Below are 14,770 nucleotides of genomic sequence, written 5' to 3' on the forward strand. Positions count from 1 at the left end.
CCGTTCAGGTCAACTGAACACAGTTAATAACCCGGACGGGAAATCTGCTTAAAGATTAATTCAACTTTTTTGCATCCACTGCAAACGTAACTGCAACTGAGTACGCCCGCCAAAATGATTTAAGCTGGGCTGATAGACACACGTTACACGATCTCTGGGTCGGTAAGGCAAAATCTCTTCTTCATGCTGCTTGGCGTTAAAGTAAATCGCTTGTAAAGTTTTACCGGTCGGAGTACGTAACCGGCATGACAGATGGGTTTTCGTGTGACCGACTTCTTTAAGTTGGACGATTTCAAACTCACCCGAAAAGCTCGGTTGTGGCCATTCCCGTCCGTAAGGTTCCAATAAAGCCAAATGCTCAATCAACTCAGGAACCAACTCGTGATCGTCTAGTTGACCATCGGTTTCCAACAACGGTACCGGCGGGGTGTCACCAAGTTGATTCTGAACGGCTTGCTCGAAAAGTTCCGCAAACACCGGGTATTTTTCAATCGGAATCATGCAACCGGCGGCCCCTTTATGACCACCCATTGAACGAAACAAATCCCCGTCCTGTTCGGACATCCACTGAAATGCATCCCGGAGATCGACGTCTGTGACGATGGCACGCCCGCTACCTGCAAGATAACCGTCCTCCAAATCGGTCAGGATCACCGTAGGCAAGCCAAACCGTTCGCCGATCCGAGTAGCTATAATCCCCTGAATACCGGCATTGCCTTGGAGTGCAACGGCTAAACTGTATTTTTGATTATGATACAAACCGCTCGCTTTTTGCTGGGCGTTTTCCAACATCACCTGCTGTTGACTGCGTCTATCCTGATTATCCGCATCCAACTGATCCAGATAATGCTTGGCTTCGTCCACTGTCTGGGCCGTTAAAAAATGGTAAGCCGTGGTTACATCGCTGACACGGCTAGCTGCGTTGATACGGGTTGCAACTTGAAATGCCAAGTACTCGGCATTAAAAGGTGCACCCTGATTATCTTTCAGCTGCTGCATCGCCAACCAGGTGGGTTGATCGAACTGATTGATGAATTGTAATCCCGCACTCACGATTGCACGGTTATTGGGGCTTTTCAAGCTCACACTATCGGCAATCGTTCCTAGCGCCACATTCATCGACAAGGCTTTTAGAGTAGGGCTGTCGGGCGTTAAATAACCGCGCTGCACCAATACTTGTCGTACCTGGGTCATCACCAGAAAAATTACGAAACAACCTGCAATGGTTTTATCGTACTCGCAGCCTTCCTGTTGCGGGTTTACCGTACACACCGCACTCGGAGGCACACCCTCTACCGGCATCTGGTGATGGTCGGTAACGCAAACATCAATACCGGCTTGTCGTAAACGCTGTATCCTCGGTTCATCACTGGAACCCTGATCCGCCGAAATCACCAATGCAATCGGCTCTTCAATCGCAAGAATACGCTCACAGACCTCATCGGTGATGCCGTAACCTGTTTTTCGATCGCCAATCACATGAACGACACGCTCGAGCGGCACCTTAAAAAATTCAACCAATGCCGTCACCGCAACCCATGCTGATGTAACGCCGTCGGTATCGTAATCCGTCGCCAATACAATGGCACCCTCGGACTGAATGGCATCGGCAATTAGCTGTGCGGCCTGTTGAGAGTTTTTTAACGCGTTGGGATGTTGAATGTGTTTTAATTTAGGAAAAACCGTTTCCGACAACTGTTCGTTGCTATCGGTACGTTGTGCAACCAATCTGGCTTGAATATCCGACAACCCTAATTCTTTACAAGCTGAATAGACCTCGGACGAAAACGGACGTTGAACAATTTTAGGTGTTTTAATCATAAGGAAATTTTAACAGAATGCGGCAGTGCAATGGCGTCTATCTACACGGCTTTTTAAGCAGCGGAAACAGTCAGAAAGGGCAGTGGTTCAAACGTCAATTACAAGACGTTTCCTTATTTACGCATTCAAACTTATCTTGCCGGCTCATGACGCCGACCTATCCGATGCAAAACCCGACACAGAGTATCGATTACTTAACAAACTATCTATACGAAACGGGGCTTCCGGATTCCAAACAACCCTGGTTTTTAATGGGCTCTTCGATGGGCGGCTTTTATGCCCAGTATCTTGCGCAGCAGTTCCGGGTACCTTACATCATGATCAATCCGGCGCTTGATCCAAGCAGTTTGTTTAACGATTATCTGGGCGAACATCGAAATCCACATACCGATGAACTTATCTTGATCGATCAATCCTACCGCAATGCGTTGTCCGGTTATTACGCCGAACCGGTTCCCGATATAGAAAGCCTGCTTCTTCTGGATAAGGGAGACGAAGTGATCCCTTATCAACAGGCATTAGATACCTATCGAACAGGCGATAAAAAACATAGAACGATTGTTTTCGAAAACGGCAGTCATGCTTTTGAACATTGCCAGGAAGCCATGTCTGATGTCATTGAATTTATCAATCAGGCCGTATTGAAAGAAGGGTAGAAGATAAAAGGTGAAACCCGCGATCCCAGGTTCGGTAACTACAATATTACGCCATCACGTCCAATAGAGTACCAATCATACCGTCATAGGTTTTAAGCGCTTTCGTAGAAGCTTGAACTTGCTTTTCAACCTGGGTATTGTCTACCAACGCTTCGACTTGCTGACCACTTTGCGGGTTTACGATTTTCTGGGTATTGTCCGCTAGGCGTTCAAACCCTTTATTAATACCGCCTACCGCTATTGCCGCCGGATTGTTTTGAATATTCATCTGTTTTTACCGTCAGGTTTCGTACTTGATTTAATTTTGGCCAATTTGAGCAACTTCATAAGATGATTGGGTTTTTACCGTGTATTCAACGAATACATTCCCCAAACTTTCTCCACCTTCACGATCGACCACAACCTTTATATTATCATCTTCCCAGCGATAACTGGAATACGTCATAGTGCCTCCCCAACCTTTCTTCTCGACCTGCATCGGTTGACCGATTTCGGGAATCAATTCCAATGCGACATCCCTTGTTGAAATAGCACTACGTCGGTTACTATTTTCAATTGAGTAAGGGCGGAAAAGTCTTCTCACAGACGTGATATTTCCGGCATTATTGTAACGAAACTCAACATAATAACTGTCGCGGATACGCGACCAAGTAAAAAACTTGTCAATGTTACGCTGTCGAACGGTGGAACGCGCCTGCTGAAAGCCGCCAATATCCCATAAATGCTTACGTACAACATTCAAATCGGCCGAAGAGAGCTGAAGCCCAAGAAGTTTCACCTTGCTCAGGTCACGAGCCGCTTCCGGTTCAGCGGCATTGGCCGACGATATTGATGTCGCCGTCAACATGCAAAAAACCAACGCTGTTATCAACTGTCGACGCATAATGTTTTGTTACCTAATTAACCGAAAATAATTCGTCAAAACTGAATGTCAGTTTTGTTTATCAGGTTATCGGCAGTTGCAGAAATTCTTGAATTTGATTTTGAGGAAAATGCTTTCGCAAAGCTTCGGCAGACAACGTTAATGCCCGTTCCACATCAAGTGGTGGTTCGAGATACTGTAACTGACGTTGCATCACGTTTTCGTCGGCATCGGAAGGGCTGTGATTCTCAAGAGTGCGCTGTCGTATAGCGGTTAAGGCCGTATCGATATCGGTTTCGATATAAATCAAAAAAGGGTCGCAACCAAGTTCACGGGCCATCTCTAAAAAAGGAGCTCGATGTTCCGCTTTCAAAAAAGTGGCATCAACAATAACCGAACGTTGCTTTAGGAGGTTCTTCGCCAACTGCAACAACCTATCGTAGGTCTTACGGCTCATATCAACGGAATATAGTGCCGCCTTTTCTTCATCCGAAACCCGAGTGGTAGGGGAGATACCATAGAGGCGTTTTCTTTCGATATCCGAACTGATAACCAAAGCATCCAACTCGTTAAGAAGCTGCTCTGCAAAATGACTCTTACCCGAGCCGGACACTCCTTGCAAGACAATCAACTTGTTACTATGTGGAGCAAAAGCGTAACCTTCAGCCTGTTCAATATACTGCAAGGTAATCTTTCTATAGTGTTGATATTCAATGGTATTCTGTGGAATCTGCCGAAGTCTCAATGCAGAAATCTTAGCGCGCACCAATGCCCGATAGACTTGATAGAAACGTAAAAGTTTCACGGCTTCATAATCACCGGTCAGACTGAGATAATCGTTCAGAATACGTCTTCTTAAGGCCTGTCTATCCCGAAAATCCAGATCGATCAATAAAAAAGCCAAATCGCTGATAACATCAATCCAACGAAATTCGTCGTTAAATTCAATGCCGTCAAACAGCGTAGGGCGATCGTCTATCAGAGTGATATTATCCAAATGCAAATCGCCGTGACACTCGCGCACATAACCGTCTTTTTTGCGTTTAATCAAATCAGGCTTCAGATCGGCATAACGTTGGTGCGTCCAATCGAGTAGATTTTCCAAGCGGTATTTATATTCAGAAGTGCAATATTCCAATAGCGTTGGAAAGTTATCCAACATCGGCTGCAAAATGGTCGCCGGCTCACCTAAATGAGAGTTGTTATCCACCTGGTGCGCATTTAAATGCAACTGACCGATCTGCTTGGCAAGTTGCTTTTCTTGCTGTGAAGTTAAATCGTTATCCTGTAAATAACGCCCTAAAACGCCATTCGGATCGAATTGATTCATTTTAAGGAGGTACTCGATCGGTTCGGCCGGTTGTGTGACCGCTTTATCCGCTTCAAACGTTACCTGTCGATCCGCCGTCAAGTAAAGCGGCACCACATCAAGATAGAGATTAGGTGCGGTACGTTGGTTTAAACGCAACTCCTGTTCGCAAAACTTTTTACGTGCGCTTAGGCGGGTAAAATCCAAAAAACCGAAATCGACCGGTTTTTTAAGTTTATAGGCGTATGGGCCAGTCAAAAAAACCACAGAAATATGGGTTTCGATGGTTGTAATAACTTCAACGGAGTGGGGATAGCTATCTGGCAAACACAGACTGTCAATAAGTTGTTCTGTATTCAAAATAGGCACTTTATTAGAAGATTAAATAAAAAAGCCAAGTGACATGACTTGGCTTATCAAGAACGTCGTTACCGAAACCGATTAGGCAACGCCTTGCTTCTCACGAATTTCTTGTTTACGTTTCATTTCAACCGTTAATGTCGCAGTAGGGCGGGCTTCCATACGTGCCAAACCAATTTCCTCACCACTCATTTTGCAAAAACCGTACTCACCGCTTTCAATGTCTTTTAGAGACTTGTCGATTTTAGCAATCAATTTTCTTTCACGATCACGCGTACGAAGTTCTAAAGCAAACTCTTCTTCCTGAGAAGCACGATCGTTAGGATCCGCAGGAGTTTCAGAATCTTTTTGCAAATGAGAAACCGTTGAGTTAGCTTCTTCAATCAATTGCATCTTCCATGCAAGCAGTTTTTTTCTAAAATGCTCCAACATGTTAGGACTCATGTATTCTTCACCTTCTTCTGGCTGATAGGCTGGGTAGTCCTCAATAAAGTCTGTCTGAATATCCATCTTTTTTCTCCCAAAAAGACGAGGTCTTTTTGTCGTATTAGTTTATCTATTTATTTTGTTTTAGACTTTTAATAAAAATTATGAAAATCGAGGAACGGCTTTTCATAGTCTTATTAAAAATAATCCTAACCGCATTTTATAGCAGGTTTCGAAAGGCTCAACAAGCAAATTTTTTTGTATGCAATCTTAAAAAGTCTTAATTTCTGGAATTAAAAACTTGTATTACTTGATATTCGACCCTATATCTATCAGAATTCTTTACCAATTTTATCAAGTACTAGGGGAACAATCCTTATGGCAACTTTACAAGCACTACTATTTGACGTCGACGGTACCTTAGCGGACACCGAAAAAGACGGACATCGCGTAGCATTCAACTTGGCTTTCGAGAAGGCTGGGTTAGACTGGAACTGGGATGAATCCCTTTACGGTGAATTGCTTGCCGTTACCGGCGGAAAAGAGCGCATTCGTTTTTATCTGGATAAATTCAATACCGACTTTGAAAAACCTGAAAACTTCGACGAATTTGTAAAAGGGCTTCACGAGTCTAAAACTGACTTCTACACCAAATTACTGGGAGAAGGGGCGATTCCTCTGCGTCCGGGTGTTGAACGTTTGATCAACGAAGCACGTGAAAGCGGCATGCGCATGGCGGTAGTCACCACAACAACTCCGGCTAACGTTACCGCACTTTTGGAAAGCACTTTAGGACCGGATTCCGAAAGCTGGTTTGAAGTTATTGCAGCGGGTGATATCGTTCCGGCTAAAAAACCGGCACCGGACATTTACGACTGGGCCTTAGAACAAATGAACTTAAAACCGGAAGAAGCGATCGCGTTTGAAGATTCTGCAAACGGTATTAAATCTTCAACGGGTGCAAACGTTAAGACCATCATTACGATTAACGACTACACTCAAGAAGACGATTTCAGCGATGCGGATTTAGTACTGGATCACATGGGTGAAGAAAATCTTGCGTTTGAAGTTATCGCCGGCGATCACCATGGCCATGACTACCTTGATTTGGAATTAGTCAAAAAAGTACACGCGAATTAAATTTGCGTTGTAACCATTATTGCAAAATCACCTAAGATGGTGATTTTGCTACCTTTAACCAAAATCCTCTTCAACCGACCTTGGTTATATCATTGCTTTCAGTAAATTGCGATTAGGACTCAAGCGGTCTTATACATTTTTAACTAAAGCCACACCATCAAATTCAATCCCATTCCAACCCGTTTGCATGAAGTTTCGAATATTCTGATGGTCTTGCCCCTCCGGATGCTGAAGAACGTCCACCGTGTAATAATCTCCAAATGCGTTCAGCGTTGCTTGCTCGGAAAGCCCGTTTAATTTTGCAAATGCAAAAATCTTACAAGAACCGTTATTCGTATTCGCTTCACTGACCACTCCGCCATTTGTGAACCGGGTAGGCGTAAACTCATATTCGGCGTCGATCGTTTGCATGACCGTTTCAAACGCCACTGCGCCTTTATTTAAAGATTCAATTAAAGCTTGTGTGGATAAATGACTCATACAACATTCCTTTATTTTTTAAGTTCTTATCATTCATGGTTTTTAATATTTTTAAGCAAACGGGTCACCCCAAAAGACGCATCCAAGGAAATCGGTTTTTGATGATCAACCGGTAAAAACAACTGCCTTAAGTGTTGCCAAATTGCATTCTGCGTTCCGCCTCCGACACTGTAAATTCGTCGCAAACGGCTTGCTCCCATTTGATGCAGGCGATTATAGCCGAGTTCTTCGATATAGCAGAGACCTTGCAACAACCCAAATAAAAACCGTGCCTTTTCATTCAAAGTGCTATTTTCGTTAACTGCCGGACCGGGCAATTGCGGCTGCTTTTGACCGTCCGCAATCGGAAATCGCTCTCCCGGGCGGAGAAGGGGGTAATACCGATCTGTATAAAAATCCTGGTCGTTAGGTAGATGCAGCTTTTGCAAAGCCAGGATCAGTTGTTTGATTTCTTCAAGTGGAAAAAACTCGAGTAAGACCGCTCCGCCGGCATTTGAGGCACCGCCAACCAACCAGGAATCTCCCAATCGATGACTGTAAATACCATATTCCGCATTAAAAATCGGTTTATCCGAAATCAATTTAAGTGCGATAGTTGACCCCAAAGAAGTTACGCCGTCACCAATTTCGGAAGCACCGGAGGCCAAAAAACCAGCAATACTGTCGGTCGTTCCAGCATAGATTTGCGTTTCGTCCGACAACCCGTAACGTTTCGCTAAATCCGGTTGGATTTTCGCCAAAAACTCGCCGGGGCAAATGACCTTAGGCAGCTTTACCGATATAGCGTTTTCCTGTGCGGTTTTAACGATCAAATTCTCAACCCAAGCCGGCCAACAACGGTTAATCGAGTCATAGCCTAATTTAAGCGCATTATTTTCGTCGGTTATGCCGCTCTGGCCCGTCAGCCAGCAATTAATAAAATCGATCTGATGGCAGATCAAAACATCCGAAGATCTAACCGACTTACACTGCGTTGACCGCATTAAAAAAATGACTTTAGCCAAAGTCGAGCTTGCTCCCAATGCACCGGTTTCGACTCCGGCGCGATTGACCGCTTCGCTGACAAGTTCCGCTTCGTTTCGCGCCTGTTGATCGTCGTACATCATCGCCCTGGTTAAAGGCTTGCCTTGAACGTCGCAGAGCAATACGGTCGACGAAGTAGCATCCGCAACGATATGCCGGATATTTTTCCAATAGGGAGAAGCTGACATTTTGTCGAATAAACTCGCTAATGCCTCAGACCATAATTCCGCATCCTGCACACTTTGGCGATTTAAGTCGTTTTTCTCGGGAAACGGTAGTTCCACCTTATCGCTCCACAATTCTCGATGAGAATTCGATGAATTCCTTTCTTTTTCGACTCTTACAGAAACGATACTGCCGCGTATCCCGCTCGTACCAATATCCAAGCCGAGAATCAATTCATCGAATGCTTCCGTTTGTTGTAAGGTCATATCATCATCCAAATTTCAGGGGAAAGGTCGTACCAAACGTTCAAGCCATTAAAAAAACAGTTACTTTCAAGCGCTTAGCTTTAACCGGAAATAAATCGTTCTAAATAATTGACGGCAGTTTAACAAATCATATCGATTGAACCGAATTTTAGCTGACTTTAACTGGAAATTCCGTGCATATAAAAGGTACAATCTTAAATTATTTAATACATCTCATCCCGTTTCGAGAGCAATTGATTAAGACGCATATTTTGGAGCCGTTTTCATGAATGAGTTACAGCAAGTCTTGCTGGTGTTTGCAGTGATTGTCATTGCGGTACTTTATTTTTTAAGTAAAAAACGACAAATTAAATCCAAAGATCAGGCTGAACAACAACCACAGCCCACGCCCGCCAATCAAGCAACCGAACAAACCATCAATCTGGATGCCGCGGAGCAAATCGCCGATAGCCGCGAATCTGAAAGCGTCCTGGATGCATTAAGCGAACAGCACGAAGCTCTGTCCCCGCAGACCGAGGCACGTTTACAAATTCAAGAACCAGGCGTTCCTGAAAATCAAGCGCGTTTGCCGTTTGGGGATGAGTTTGAAGTCGAACCGACTCCACAGCCCCCTGAACCTACTCCCGAAGCCGACACAAATATCGAAACGAAAGGCCCTAAACATCACGTATTGGAAGTGGAAGAACTGTACACACTTGATGAAGTCGGCATGGCGCCCGATGTCGATAGCAAAGTAAACTTCGGCATCCCGAAAGAAAAGGAAGGGATTTCTCCCGGCATTTCAAAGGGCGAAAAAACCGAGCCGCAAATTTTTGCGCTTTTGGTATTGAGTACCGGCGGTTCAGGCCAAGAATTTAGTATGGATACCGTTAACCAAGCGCTGCTTGGTGTCGGCTTAAGTTACACTTCCGGCCAGATTTACGCGACAACGGATAACAAAGGCAACGAAATCATTCGAGTAGCCAACATTCTCGAACCAGGTACTTTCCCGACCGAAAATTTACATAACTACACCACACCGGGATTGGCTTTGATCTTACAGCTTCCAACGACAAAGCGTGCACCGGCAGCCATGCATGACTTAATCATGATGGCACGTAAATTATCGCAGCGATTGAATGGACGCCTCTACAATATGGAGCGCCACTTAATCAAAGAATCCGATCTTCAAGCCATGCGTGACGCAGCTGTAGAATACGAATCCGAACCGCTATAACTTAATTCCTTCGTCCGAACAATCGTTCCGGGCGAAGCGTTTCACCCATCACACTTCCGGCATTTAGACTAAACACCACCATGAATTCAGTTGAACAACAAATCTTAGCGCTACGCGATGAAATCGCACAACACAACTACGCTTATTACGTCCTCGACAACCCTCAAATCAGTGACGCCCAATATGATTTACTCTATCGCGAACTGGTTAAATTGGAACAAGAACACCCCGAATTGGTTACCGAAGACTCCCCGACTCAACGTGTTGGAGATCAGCCGTTAAAGGGATTCACTTCAGTTACGCATGCAGTTCCGATGTTTTCGCTGGACAATGCTTTTAGCCAGGAAGACTTGGACGCGTTCCAGAAACGCGTTTTGGAACGCTTACCCAAAATCGAAATGATCGATTATGCCGCCGAACCTAAAATGGACGGATTGGCGATTAACCTACGTTATGAAAACGGGCGCCTTCATCAGGCGACCACTCGTGGCGACGGAACGACCGGAGAGGATGTCACGCACAACATCCGTACCATTCAGTCGATTCCTCTAAAGTTACTCGGCAACGGCTGGCCTCGGATTCTCGAAGTGCGCGGCGAAGTCTTCATGTCTAAAAAGACTTTCGAGCAACTGAATCAAACCCAAATCGAAAACGGCGAAAAAGCCTTTGCCAACCCTCGAAACGCTGCAGCCGGTACCTTAAGACAACTTAATCCGAAAATCACTGCGCAACGCCATCTTAGCTTCTATCTTTACGGTTGGGGAGAGGTCAGCGAAGAATGGCAGCTGCCCGAGCTCTATAGCGAAATTCTGCAACAGCTTAAAACCTGGGGACTGCCGACCAACCCGGATGCAGAGGTTGTTGTCGGCACTCATGGCATGGCCGAGTATTACGATAAACTCAAAGCCAAACGTGTTGAACTGCCATATGAAATCGACGGTATCGTCTACAAAGTCAATCGCATCGAATTCTATCCCACTCTGGGCTTTACGGCCAAGGCTCCGCGCTGGGCAATTGCCCGAAAATTCCCGGCGGAAGAGGTCTGGACCGACTTACTCGATATTGAAATCCAAGTCGGTAGAACCGGTGCTTTAACCCCGGTCGCCCGTCTTAAGCCAGTAGCCGTAGGTGGGGTTATCGTCTCCAATGCCACCTTGCACAACCTTGACGAAATTCGTCGCAAAGACGTCCGTATAGGTGATACCGTTATTGTTCGCCGTGCAGGGGATGTCATTCCCGAAGTCGTCGGACCGGTTCTCATTAAACGCAGTGATGACACCAGGTTATTTGAAATGCCTTCGCTTTGTCCTGAATGTAACTCGGAAGTTGTCAAAGAACACGACAAGGCGGTTTATCGTTGCTCAGGAGGTCTATTTTGCCCGGCACAGCGCAAGCGCGCCTTACAGCATTTCGTCTCCCGCAAAGCCTTTGACATTCAAGGTTTAGGCGATAAACTCATTGATCAGTTAGCGAATGCAGGTTTGGTCAAACACCCGGACGACTTCTTTAATTTGAGTATTCCTCAGTTGAGCAGTCTGGATCGTATGGCGGAAAAATCGGCGCAAAACGTCGTCGACGCCATTCAACAATCCAAACAGACCACCTTTGCACGCTTTATCTACGCCTTAGGCATTCCCGAAGTAGGAGAGGTTACCGCTAAGCACCTCGCCCAACACTTCAAAGAACTTGATCAATTGCAAACAGCGAATATGGAAGAACTCATCTCCATTCAAGATGTGGGCGAAGTGGTTGCCGAAAACATCCTAACCTTCTTTAAACAACCACATAACCTTGAAGTTATTAATGGTTTGCTGGATGCGGGTGTTAATTGGCCAACGCCTCAAGAGATGAAGGTCGAGCAAGATTCCCCCTTTAATGGTAAAGTAGTCGTCTTAACCGGAACCTTACAACAAGGCAGCCGCACCGAGGCCAAACAAAAATTAGAAGCTCTGGGCGCCACTGTCACCGGTAGCGTTTCAGCCAAAACCGACTTCGTCATTGCCGGAGAAAAAGCTGGATCGAAACTGACCAAGGCGGAATCATTGGGCGTAACGGTGTTAAGCGAAGAGCAGTGGCTAGAAATGATGGGAGAAAATAATGGTTAGACCACGTAACGTCGGCCGTATCAAGGCATCTACGGAAATTCCGGATTGGGAACAAGAGGAATTTCAAAGCCGTACACAGATCAAAAAAGCGGCTCAAGCCGTCACAGATTTAGGTGAACAAATCGCGGCGATGACGGAAACTGAAATTAAAAAATTACAGTTGCCTAGCGAATTCGAACAAGCCGTTCTTTTATTGAAAACCATGGATAAAGGGCCGGCAATCAAGCGCCAAAAATTGTTTTTAGGTAAATATCTTCGTCAAAACGAGCCGTTGATTGTTGAAATCAAAGACAAATTAGCCGAAATTGAAGCCAGAACCAAACAGCAAAACGCCCATTTCCAACAATTGGAAAAATGGCGAGACCGTTTGATTGCTGAAGGCGACGAAGCCCTCGGTGAATTCATGGATCGCTACCCTCAGGCGGACCGCCAGCAGTTACGCCAGTGGATTCGCAATGCCAAGAAAGAGCAGGAAACCAACAAACCGCCGAAATCGGCTCGACTAATGTTTAAATATTTACGTGGTTTAGAGTGGTAAAACCACTGTAAATCACTTTAAGGTCAGTCATTATTGATTTGTTAACCGCCTACAAACCGAATTAACAAAACCACCCTAACAATATGATTTTTAATGCATTTAAAGCCGGACAGCCAGTTCGGCTTTGAATCTTTATCTTCGTCGCCAGACACCCTGAAAACGCCATTCAAAAATTACTAAGCCCAAAATCACCAAAGCCGTTCCAAACCATACCGTTGCATTTAATACCTCGTGATTCAGCCAATGGCCTAATAACAAAGCAAACACCGGAGTAATTACCGGAATCAATGCGACCTTGATCGCCTCAACATTTTTCAATAGATAGAAATACAATAAGAAACCACCGACCGATCCGATCGAAGCCGCATAAATAATCGCGGAACTTTCACGAAGTCCGATATCAGGCCAATGAAACAAGGTTCCTGGCGCAATCAAAAACTGACCGACAACCGTCACCCATAAAGCGCCGACAACCACATGAACGGCCGATAATTGATGATTAAGACGTTTGACTAGCACCGTGCCATAAGAATGGAAAACAACCGAAAGCATCGCCACTAAAATGGCGATAACCTGCATTTGTACATATTGCTGTTTTAGGTTGGGAGTAAAGATAACCAGCAATCCGGCCAAGCTGATCAACACGCCCAACGATTTTTTCAACGTTAGACGGCTATTCGGCAAACAGTAGTGCGCCATAATGCCGGTCACCACAGGAGTTAATGCAAATAAAATCGCAATCCAACCGGACGGCAGATATTGAGATGCCCAGTACATCGACGTCATACCGCCTAAAATAGGAATGCTCGCAGCCAGATAAACCTTGATATCCGGCCATGAAAATGAAAATCGCTGTTTTGACCACCACCATAAGATTGGCAGAATTAATAGGGCGGCCAATGCAGTACGCGCCGCTACACCAAATAACCAATCGGTTTCGCCGCTCCATTTGATCGCAAGCGGCGTAGTGGTCCAAATTATGACGATAGAAATATAGGCAAGGATGATTTTCATTAATCAACAACTACGAAAGCGACAATAAACATGTCTGAAAGGTGACCGGTTTTCACTGCAATCAATTAACGGGATTCAAATAAACCGGCTGAGCGATTTTTTTGTACCTGATCGGCGCGGAATAAGTGGCCGTTCATACAGATAAAAACACCGGCTTGAGCGGTTTGCACCGCCATTAAAGCGGCGCCCAAGTTAAAGGCGGCATCGGATTTCCCAAGCTTGTAAGGACGCATGGCTCCGGTCAATACAATGGTCTTATCCACCAAGTCCGGATTGGCCAGCAAGCAAAGAGCCGTCTCGACCATGGTATCGGTACCGTGGGTAATCACGATTTTAGCGCATGCAGAATCTTGACAGGCTTGACTGATTTTTTCGCGATCATTTTGATCCATCTGCAAACTGTCTTTTTGCATCAATACGTCCACCGTTATCGGCAGGGTACTGTTGGCTTCGGAGAGCAATTCGGGAATGTGGGTCGCAGGAAAGATCAATTCGCCTAGAACGGCATCATAATCTTTATCGATGGTGCCGCCGCTGATGAATAATTGAATCTCTTCTTTACCGGAAAAGATCGGGCTCATGGCTGTCTCAAAATCCCGGTAACGATACCTAAAATCTCGATTTCTTCGTTACGTAGAATGATCGGTTCCATATCCGGATTGGCAGGCTGCAAACGTACACCGCTTTTTTCGATATACAATTTTTTCATGGTCACTTCTTCATTATTGATTCGAACCACCACCGATTCGCCGTTTTCGGCATTGGAGCGACGTTCGATAATGACAATATCCCCGTCTTCGATATTCTCTTCGATCATCGAATTACCTTTGACGCGTAATGCAAAAGTCTCTTTCTTAACCATTGCGGAAGGAACCGACACCGTATCGTAATCCAGTTCCATTTGAATCGGTTCACCGGCAGACGTCCACCCCAACAAAGGAATTTCCACAAAATCCTCTTCGACCAACTCCACAGGATCCGTCGGATGAAGATGCAGCTTTTGGTTACGCGTCGGAATCAAATAGGCTAGATTACTCATACAGCACCTCAATTTTCAATTGAAAGAATTATGGTAAAACTTTTTTAAACGGCTTAACAATGACCTTCTCATAAACGCCGGCCTCTAAATAAGGATCGGCATTAGCCCATTGCTGCGCTTGTTCCAAAGAATCGAATTCAGCAACGATTAAACTGCCGCTAAATCCGGCTTCACCCGGATCATTATTATCTACAGCTGGGTTTGGGCCAGCCAAAATCAATTTACCCGCCTCATTTAAAGCCGTTAAACGGGCAATATGGGCAGGGCGGGCCTGTTGTCTCAAAGGCAGGCTATTTTCAACATCAAATGCATAAATCGAATAAAGCATGAAATATTTCCTTTTTATTCTG

The 14,770-nt window shown here is 45.2% G+C and carries 16 protein-coding genes; 5 read left to right on the forward strand and 11 right to left on the reverse strand.

Going from position 1 to position 14,770, the window contains the following annotated elements; translation table 11 throughout:
- Window positions 1-60 precede the first annotated feature (60 nt).
- Window positions 61-1,821, reverse strand: a complete 1,761-nt coding sequence (locus tag ABY044_RS00775; RefSeq protein WP_373017146.1) for a DHH family phosphoesterase — start codon at window positions 1,819-1,821, stop codon at window positions 61-63.
- A gap of 17 nt (window positions 1,822-1,838) precedes the next feature.
- On the opposite strand from ABY044_RS00775, the gene ABY044_RS00780 reads away from it, so the two are divergent.
- The gene (locus ABY044_RS00780; protein ID WP_373017148.1) at window positions 1,839-2,477 is read left to right on the forward strand and encodes a YqiA/YcfP family alpha/beta fold hydrolase; all 639 of its coding nucleotides are present in this window, start codon (window positions 1,839-1,841) and stop codon (window positions 2,475-2,477) included.
- Between the two features lie 46 nt (window positions 2,478-2,523).
- Here the strand turns inward: ABY044_RS00780 and ABY044_RS00785 are convergent, their stop codons facing one another.
- From ABY044_RS00785 to dksA, 4 genes are all read right to left on the reverse strand, one after another.
- Window positions 2,524-2,745, reverse strand: coding sequence for a hypothetical protein (locus tag ABY044_RS00785; RefSeq protein WP_373017150.1), 222 nt, complete (start codon window positions 2,743-2,745; stop codon window positions 2,524-2,526).
- A gap of 30 nt (window positions 2,746-2,775) precedes the next feature.
- Window positions 2,776-3,360: a hypothetical protein gene (locus ABY044_RS00790; RefSeq protein WP_373017152.1), complete on the reverse strand. Its 585-nt coding sequence runs from the start codon at window positions 3,358-3,360 to the stop codon at window positions 2,776-2,778.
- Between the two features lie 61 nt (window positions 3,361-3,421).
- Window positions 3,422-5,008: an AAA family ATPase gene (locus tag ABY044_RS00795; protein ID WP_373017154.1), complete on the reverse strand. Its 1,587-nt coding sequence runs from the start codon at window positions 5,006-5,008 to the stop codon at window positions 3,422-3,424.
- Between the two features lie 81 nt (window positions 5,009-5,089).
- The gene (gene dksA, locus ABY044_RS00800) at window positions 5,090-5,518 is read right to left on the reverse strand and encodes an RNA polymerase-binding protein DksA (RefSeq protein WP_373017156.1); all 429 of its coding nucleotides are present in this window, start codon (window positions 5,516-5,518) and stop codon (window positions 5,090-5,092) included.
- Window positions 5,519-5,812: 294 nt separating this feature from the next.
- Here dksA and ABY044_RS00805 point away from each other — a divergent pair, with 294 nt between their 5' ends.
- On the forward strand, window positions 5,813-6,574 hold the full coding sequence (locus tag ABY044_RS00805) for an HAD family hydrolase (protein WP_373017158.1): 762 nt from the start codon (window positions 5,813-5,815) through the stop codon (window positions 6,572-6,574).
- 129 nt (window positions 6,575-6,703) lie between these two features.
- Here the strand turns inward: ABY044_RS00805 and ABY044_RS00810 are convergent, their stop codons facing one another.
- Window positions 6,704-7,054, reverse strand: a complete 351-nt coding sequence (locus ABY044_RS00810) for a HopJ type III effector protein (protein ID WP_373017160.1) — start codon at window positions 7,052-7,054, stop codon at window positions 6,704-6,706.
- Between the two features lie 29 nt (window positions 7,055-7,083).
- Entirely contained in the window at window positions 7,084-8,508 is a 1,425-nt protein-coding gene (locus ABY044_RS00815; RefSeq protein ID WP_373017162.1) for an FGGY-family carbohydrate kinase, read from the reverse strand.
- A 265-nt stretch (window positions 8,509-8,773) separates the two neighbouring features.
- Between ABY044_RS00815 and ABY044_RS00820 the strand changes: the two genes are divergently transcribed.
- The 3 genes from ABY044_RS00820 to yjgA all read left to right on the forward strand — a co-directional run bounded on the left by ABY044_RS00820 (window position 8,774) and on the right by yjgA (window position 12,367).
- A complete protein-coding gene (locus ABY044_RS00820) occupies window positions 8,774-9,724 on the forward strand; it encodes a cell division protein ZipA C-terminal FtsZ-binding domain-containing protein (RefSeq protein ID WP_373017164.1) in 951 nt (316 codons plus the stop codon).
- An 80-nt stretch (window positions 9,725-9,804) separates the two neighbouring features.
- Complete coding sequence (ligA, locus tag ABY044_RS00825) at window positions 9,805-11,829, forward strand: NAD-dependent DNA ligase LigA (RefSeq protein WP_373017166.1); 2,025 nt, start codon at window positions 9,805-9,807, stop codon at window positions 11,827-11,829.
- Window positions 11,822-12,367: a ribosome biogenesis factor YjgA gene (yjgA, locus tag ABY044_RS00830; RefSeq protein WP_373017168.1), complete on the forward strand. Its 546-nt coding sequence runs from the start codon at window positions 11,822-11,824 to the stop codon at window positions 12,365-12,367. The genes ligA and yjgA overlap by 8 nt, the downstream gene beginning before the upstream one ends.
- 132 nt (window positions 12,368-12,499) lie before the next feature.
- On the opposite strand, the gene ABY044_RS00835 is transcribed toward yjgA, so the two are convergent.
- From ABY044_RS00835 to ABY044_RS00850, 4 genes are all read right to left on the reverse strand, one after another.
- Window positions 12,500-13,381, reverse strand: coding sequence for a DMT family transporter (locus tag ABY044_RS00835; RefSeq protein WP_373017170.1), 882 nt, complete (start codon window positions 13,379-13,381; stop codon window positions 12,500-12,502).
- 65 nt (window positions 13,382-13,446) lie between these two features.
- Entirely contained in the window at window positions 13,447-13,962 is a 516-nt protein-coding gene (locus ABY044_RS00840) for an asparaginase domain-containing protein (RefSeq protein ID WP_373017172.1), read from the reverse strand.
- A complete protein-coding gene (gene lexA / locus ABY044_RS00845; RefSeq protein ID WP_373017174.1) occupies window positions 13,959-14,420 on the reverse strand; it encodes a transcriptional repressor LexA in 462 nt (153 codons plus the stop codon). The genes ABY044_RS00840 and lexA overlap by 4 nt, the downstream gene beginning before the upstream one ends.
- A 28-nt stretch (window positions 14,421-14,448) precedes the next feature.
- Window positions 14,449-14,748, reverse strand: coding sequence for a YciI family protein (locus ABY044_RS00850; protein ID WP_373017176.1), 300 nt, complete (start codon window positions 14,746-14,748; stop codon window positions 14,449-14,451).
- Window positions 14,749-14,770: the final 22 nt, after the last annotated feature.

Origin of the sequence: Thiomicrorhabdus sp. (assembly GCF_041583835.1) — a bacterium.
In the GTDB taxonomy this organism is placed as follows: Bacteria; Pseudomonadota; Gammaproteobacteria; order Thiomicrospirales; family Thiomicrospiraceae; genus Thiomicrorhabdus.

Bases quoted from the DNA above. Each gene is read 5' to 3' on its own strand.
- ABY044_RS00775 (WP_373017146.1), bottom strand. From the start codon at position 1,821: ATGATTAAAACACCTAAAATTGTTCAACGTCCGTTTTCGTCCGAGGTC.
- ABY044_RS00780 (WP_373017148.1), top strand. From the start codon at position 1,839: ATGCGGCAGTGCAATGGCGTCTATCTACACGGCTTTTTAAGCAGCGGA.
- ABY044_RS00785 (WP_373017150.1), bottom strand. From the start codon at position 2,745: ATGAATATTCAAAACAATCCGGCGGCAATAGCGGTAGGCGGTATTAAT.
- ABY044_RS00790 (WP_373017152.1), bottom strand. From the start codon at position 3,360: ATGCGTCGACAGTTGATAACAGCGTTGGTTTTTTGCATGTTGACGGCG.
- dksA (WP_373017156.1), bottom strand. From the start codon at position 5,518: ATGGATATTCAGACAGACTTTATTGAGGACTACCCAGCCTATCAGCCA.
- ABY044_RS00805 (WP_373017158.1), top strand. From the start codon at position 5,813: ATGGCAACTTTACAAGCACTACTATTTGACGTCGACGGTACCTTAGCG.
- ABY044_RS00810 (WP_373017160.1), bottom strand. From the start codon at position 7,054: ATGAGTCATTTATCCACACAAGCTTTAATTGAATCTTTAAATAAAGGC.
- ABY044_RS00815 (WP_373017162.1), bottom strand. From the start codon at position 8,508: ATGACCTTACAACAAACGGAAGCATTCGATGAATTGATTCTCGGCTTG.
- ABY044_RS00820 (WP_373017164.1), top strand. From the start codon at position 8,774: ATGAATGAGTTACAGCAAGTCTTGCTGGTGTTTGCAGTGATTGTCATT.
- ligA (WP_373017166.1), top strand. From the start codon at position 9,805: ATGAATTCAGTTGAACAACAAATCTTAGCGCTACGCGATGAAATCGCA.
- yjgA (WP_373017168.1), top strand. From the start codon at position 11,822: ATGGTTAGACCACGTAACGTCGGCCGTATCAAGGCATCTACGGAAATT.
- ABY044_RS00835 (WP_373017170.1), bottom strand. From the start codon at position 13,381: ATGAAAATCATCCTTGCCTATATTTCTATCGTCATAATTTGGACCACT.
- ABY044_RS00840 (WP_373017172.1), bottom strand. From the start codon at position 13,962: ATGAGCCCGATCTTTTCCGGTAAAGAAGAGATTCAATTATTCATCAGC.
- lexA (WP_373017174.1), bottom strand. From the start codon at position 14,420: ATGAGTAATCTAGCCTATTTGATTCCGACGCGTAACCAAAAGCTGCAT.
- ABY044_RS00850 (WP_373017176.1), bottom strand. From the start codon at position 14,748: ATGCTTTATTCGATTTATGCATTTGATGTTGAAAATAGCCTGCCTTTG.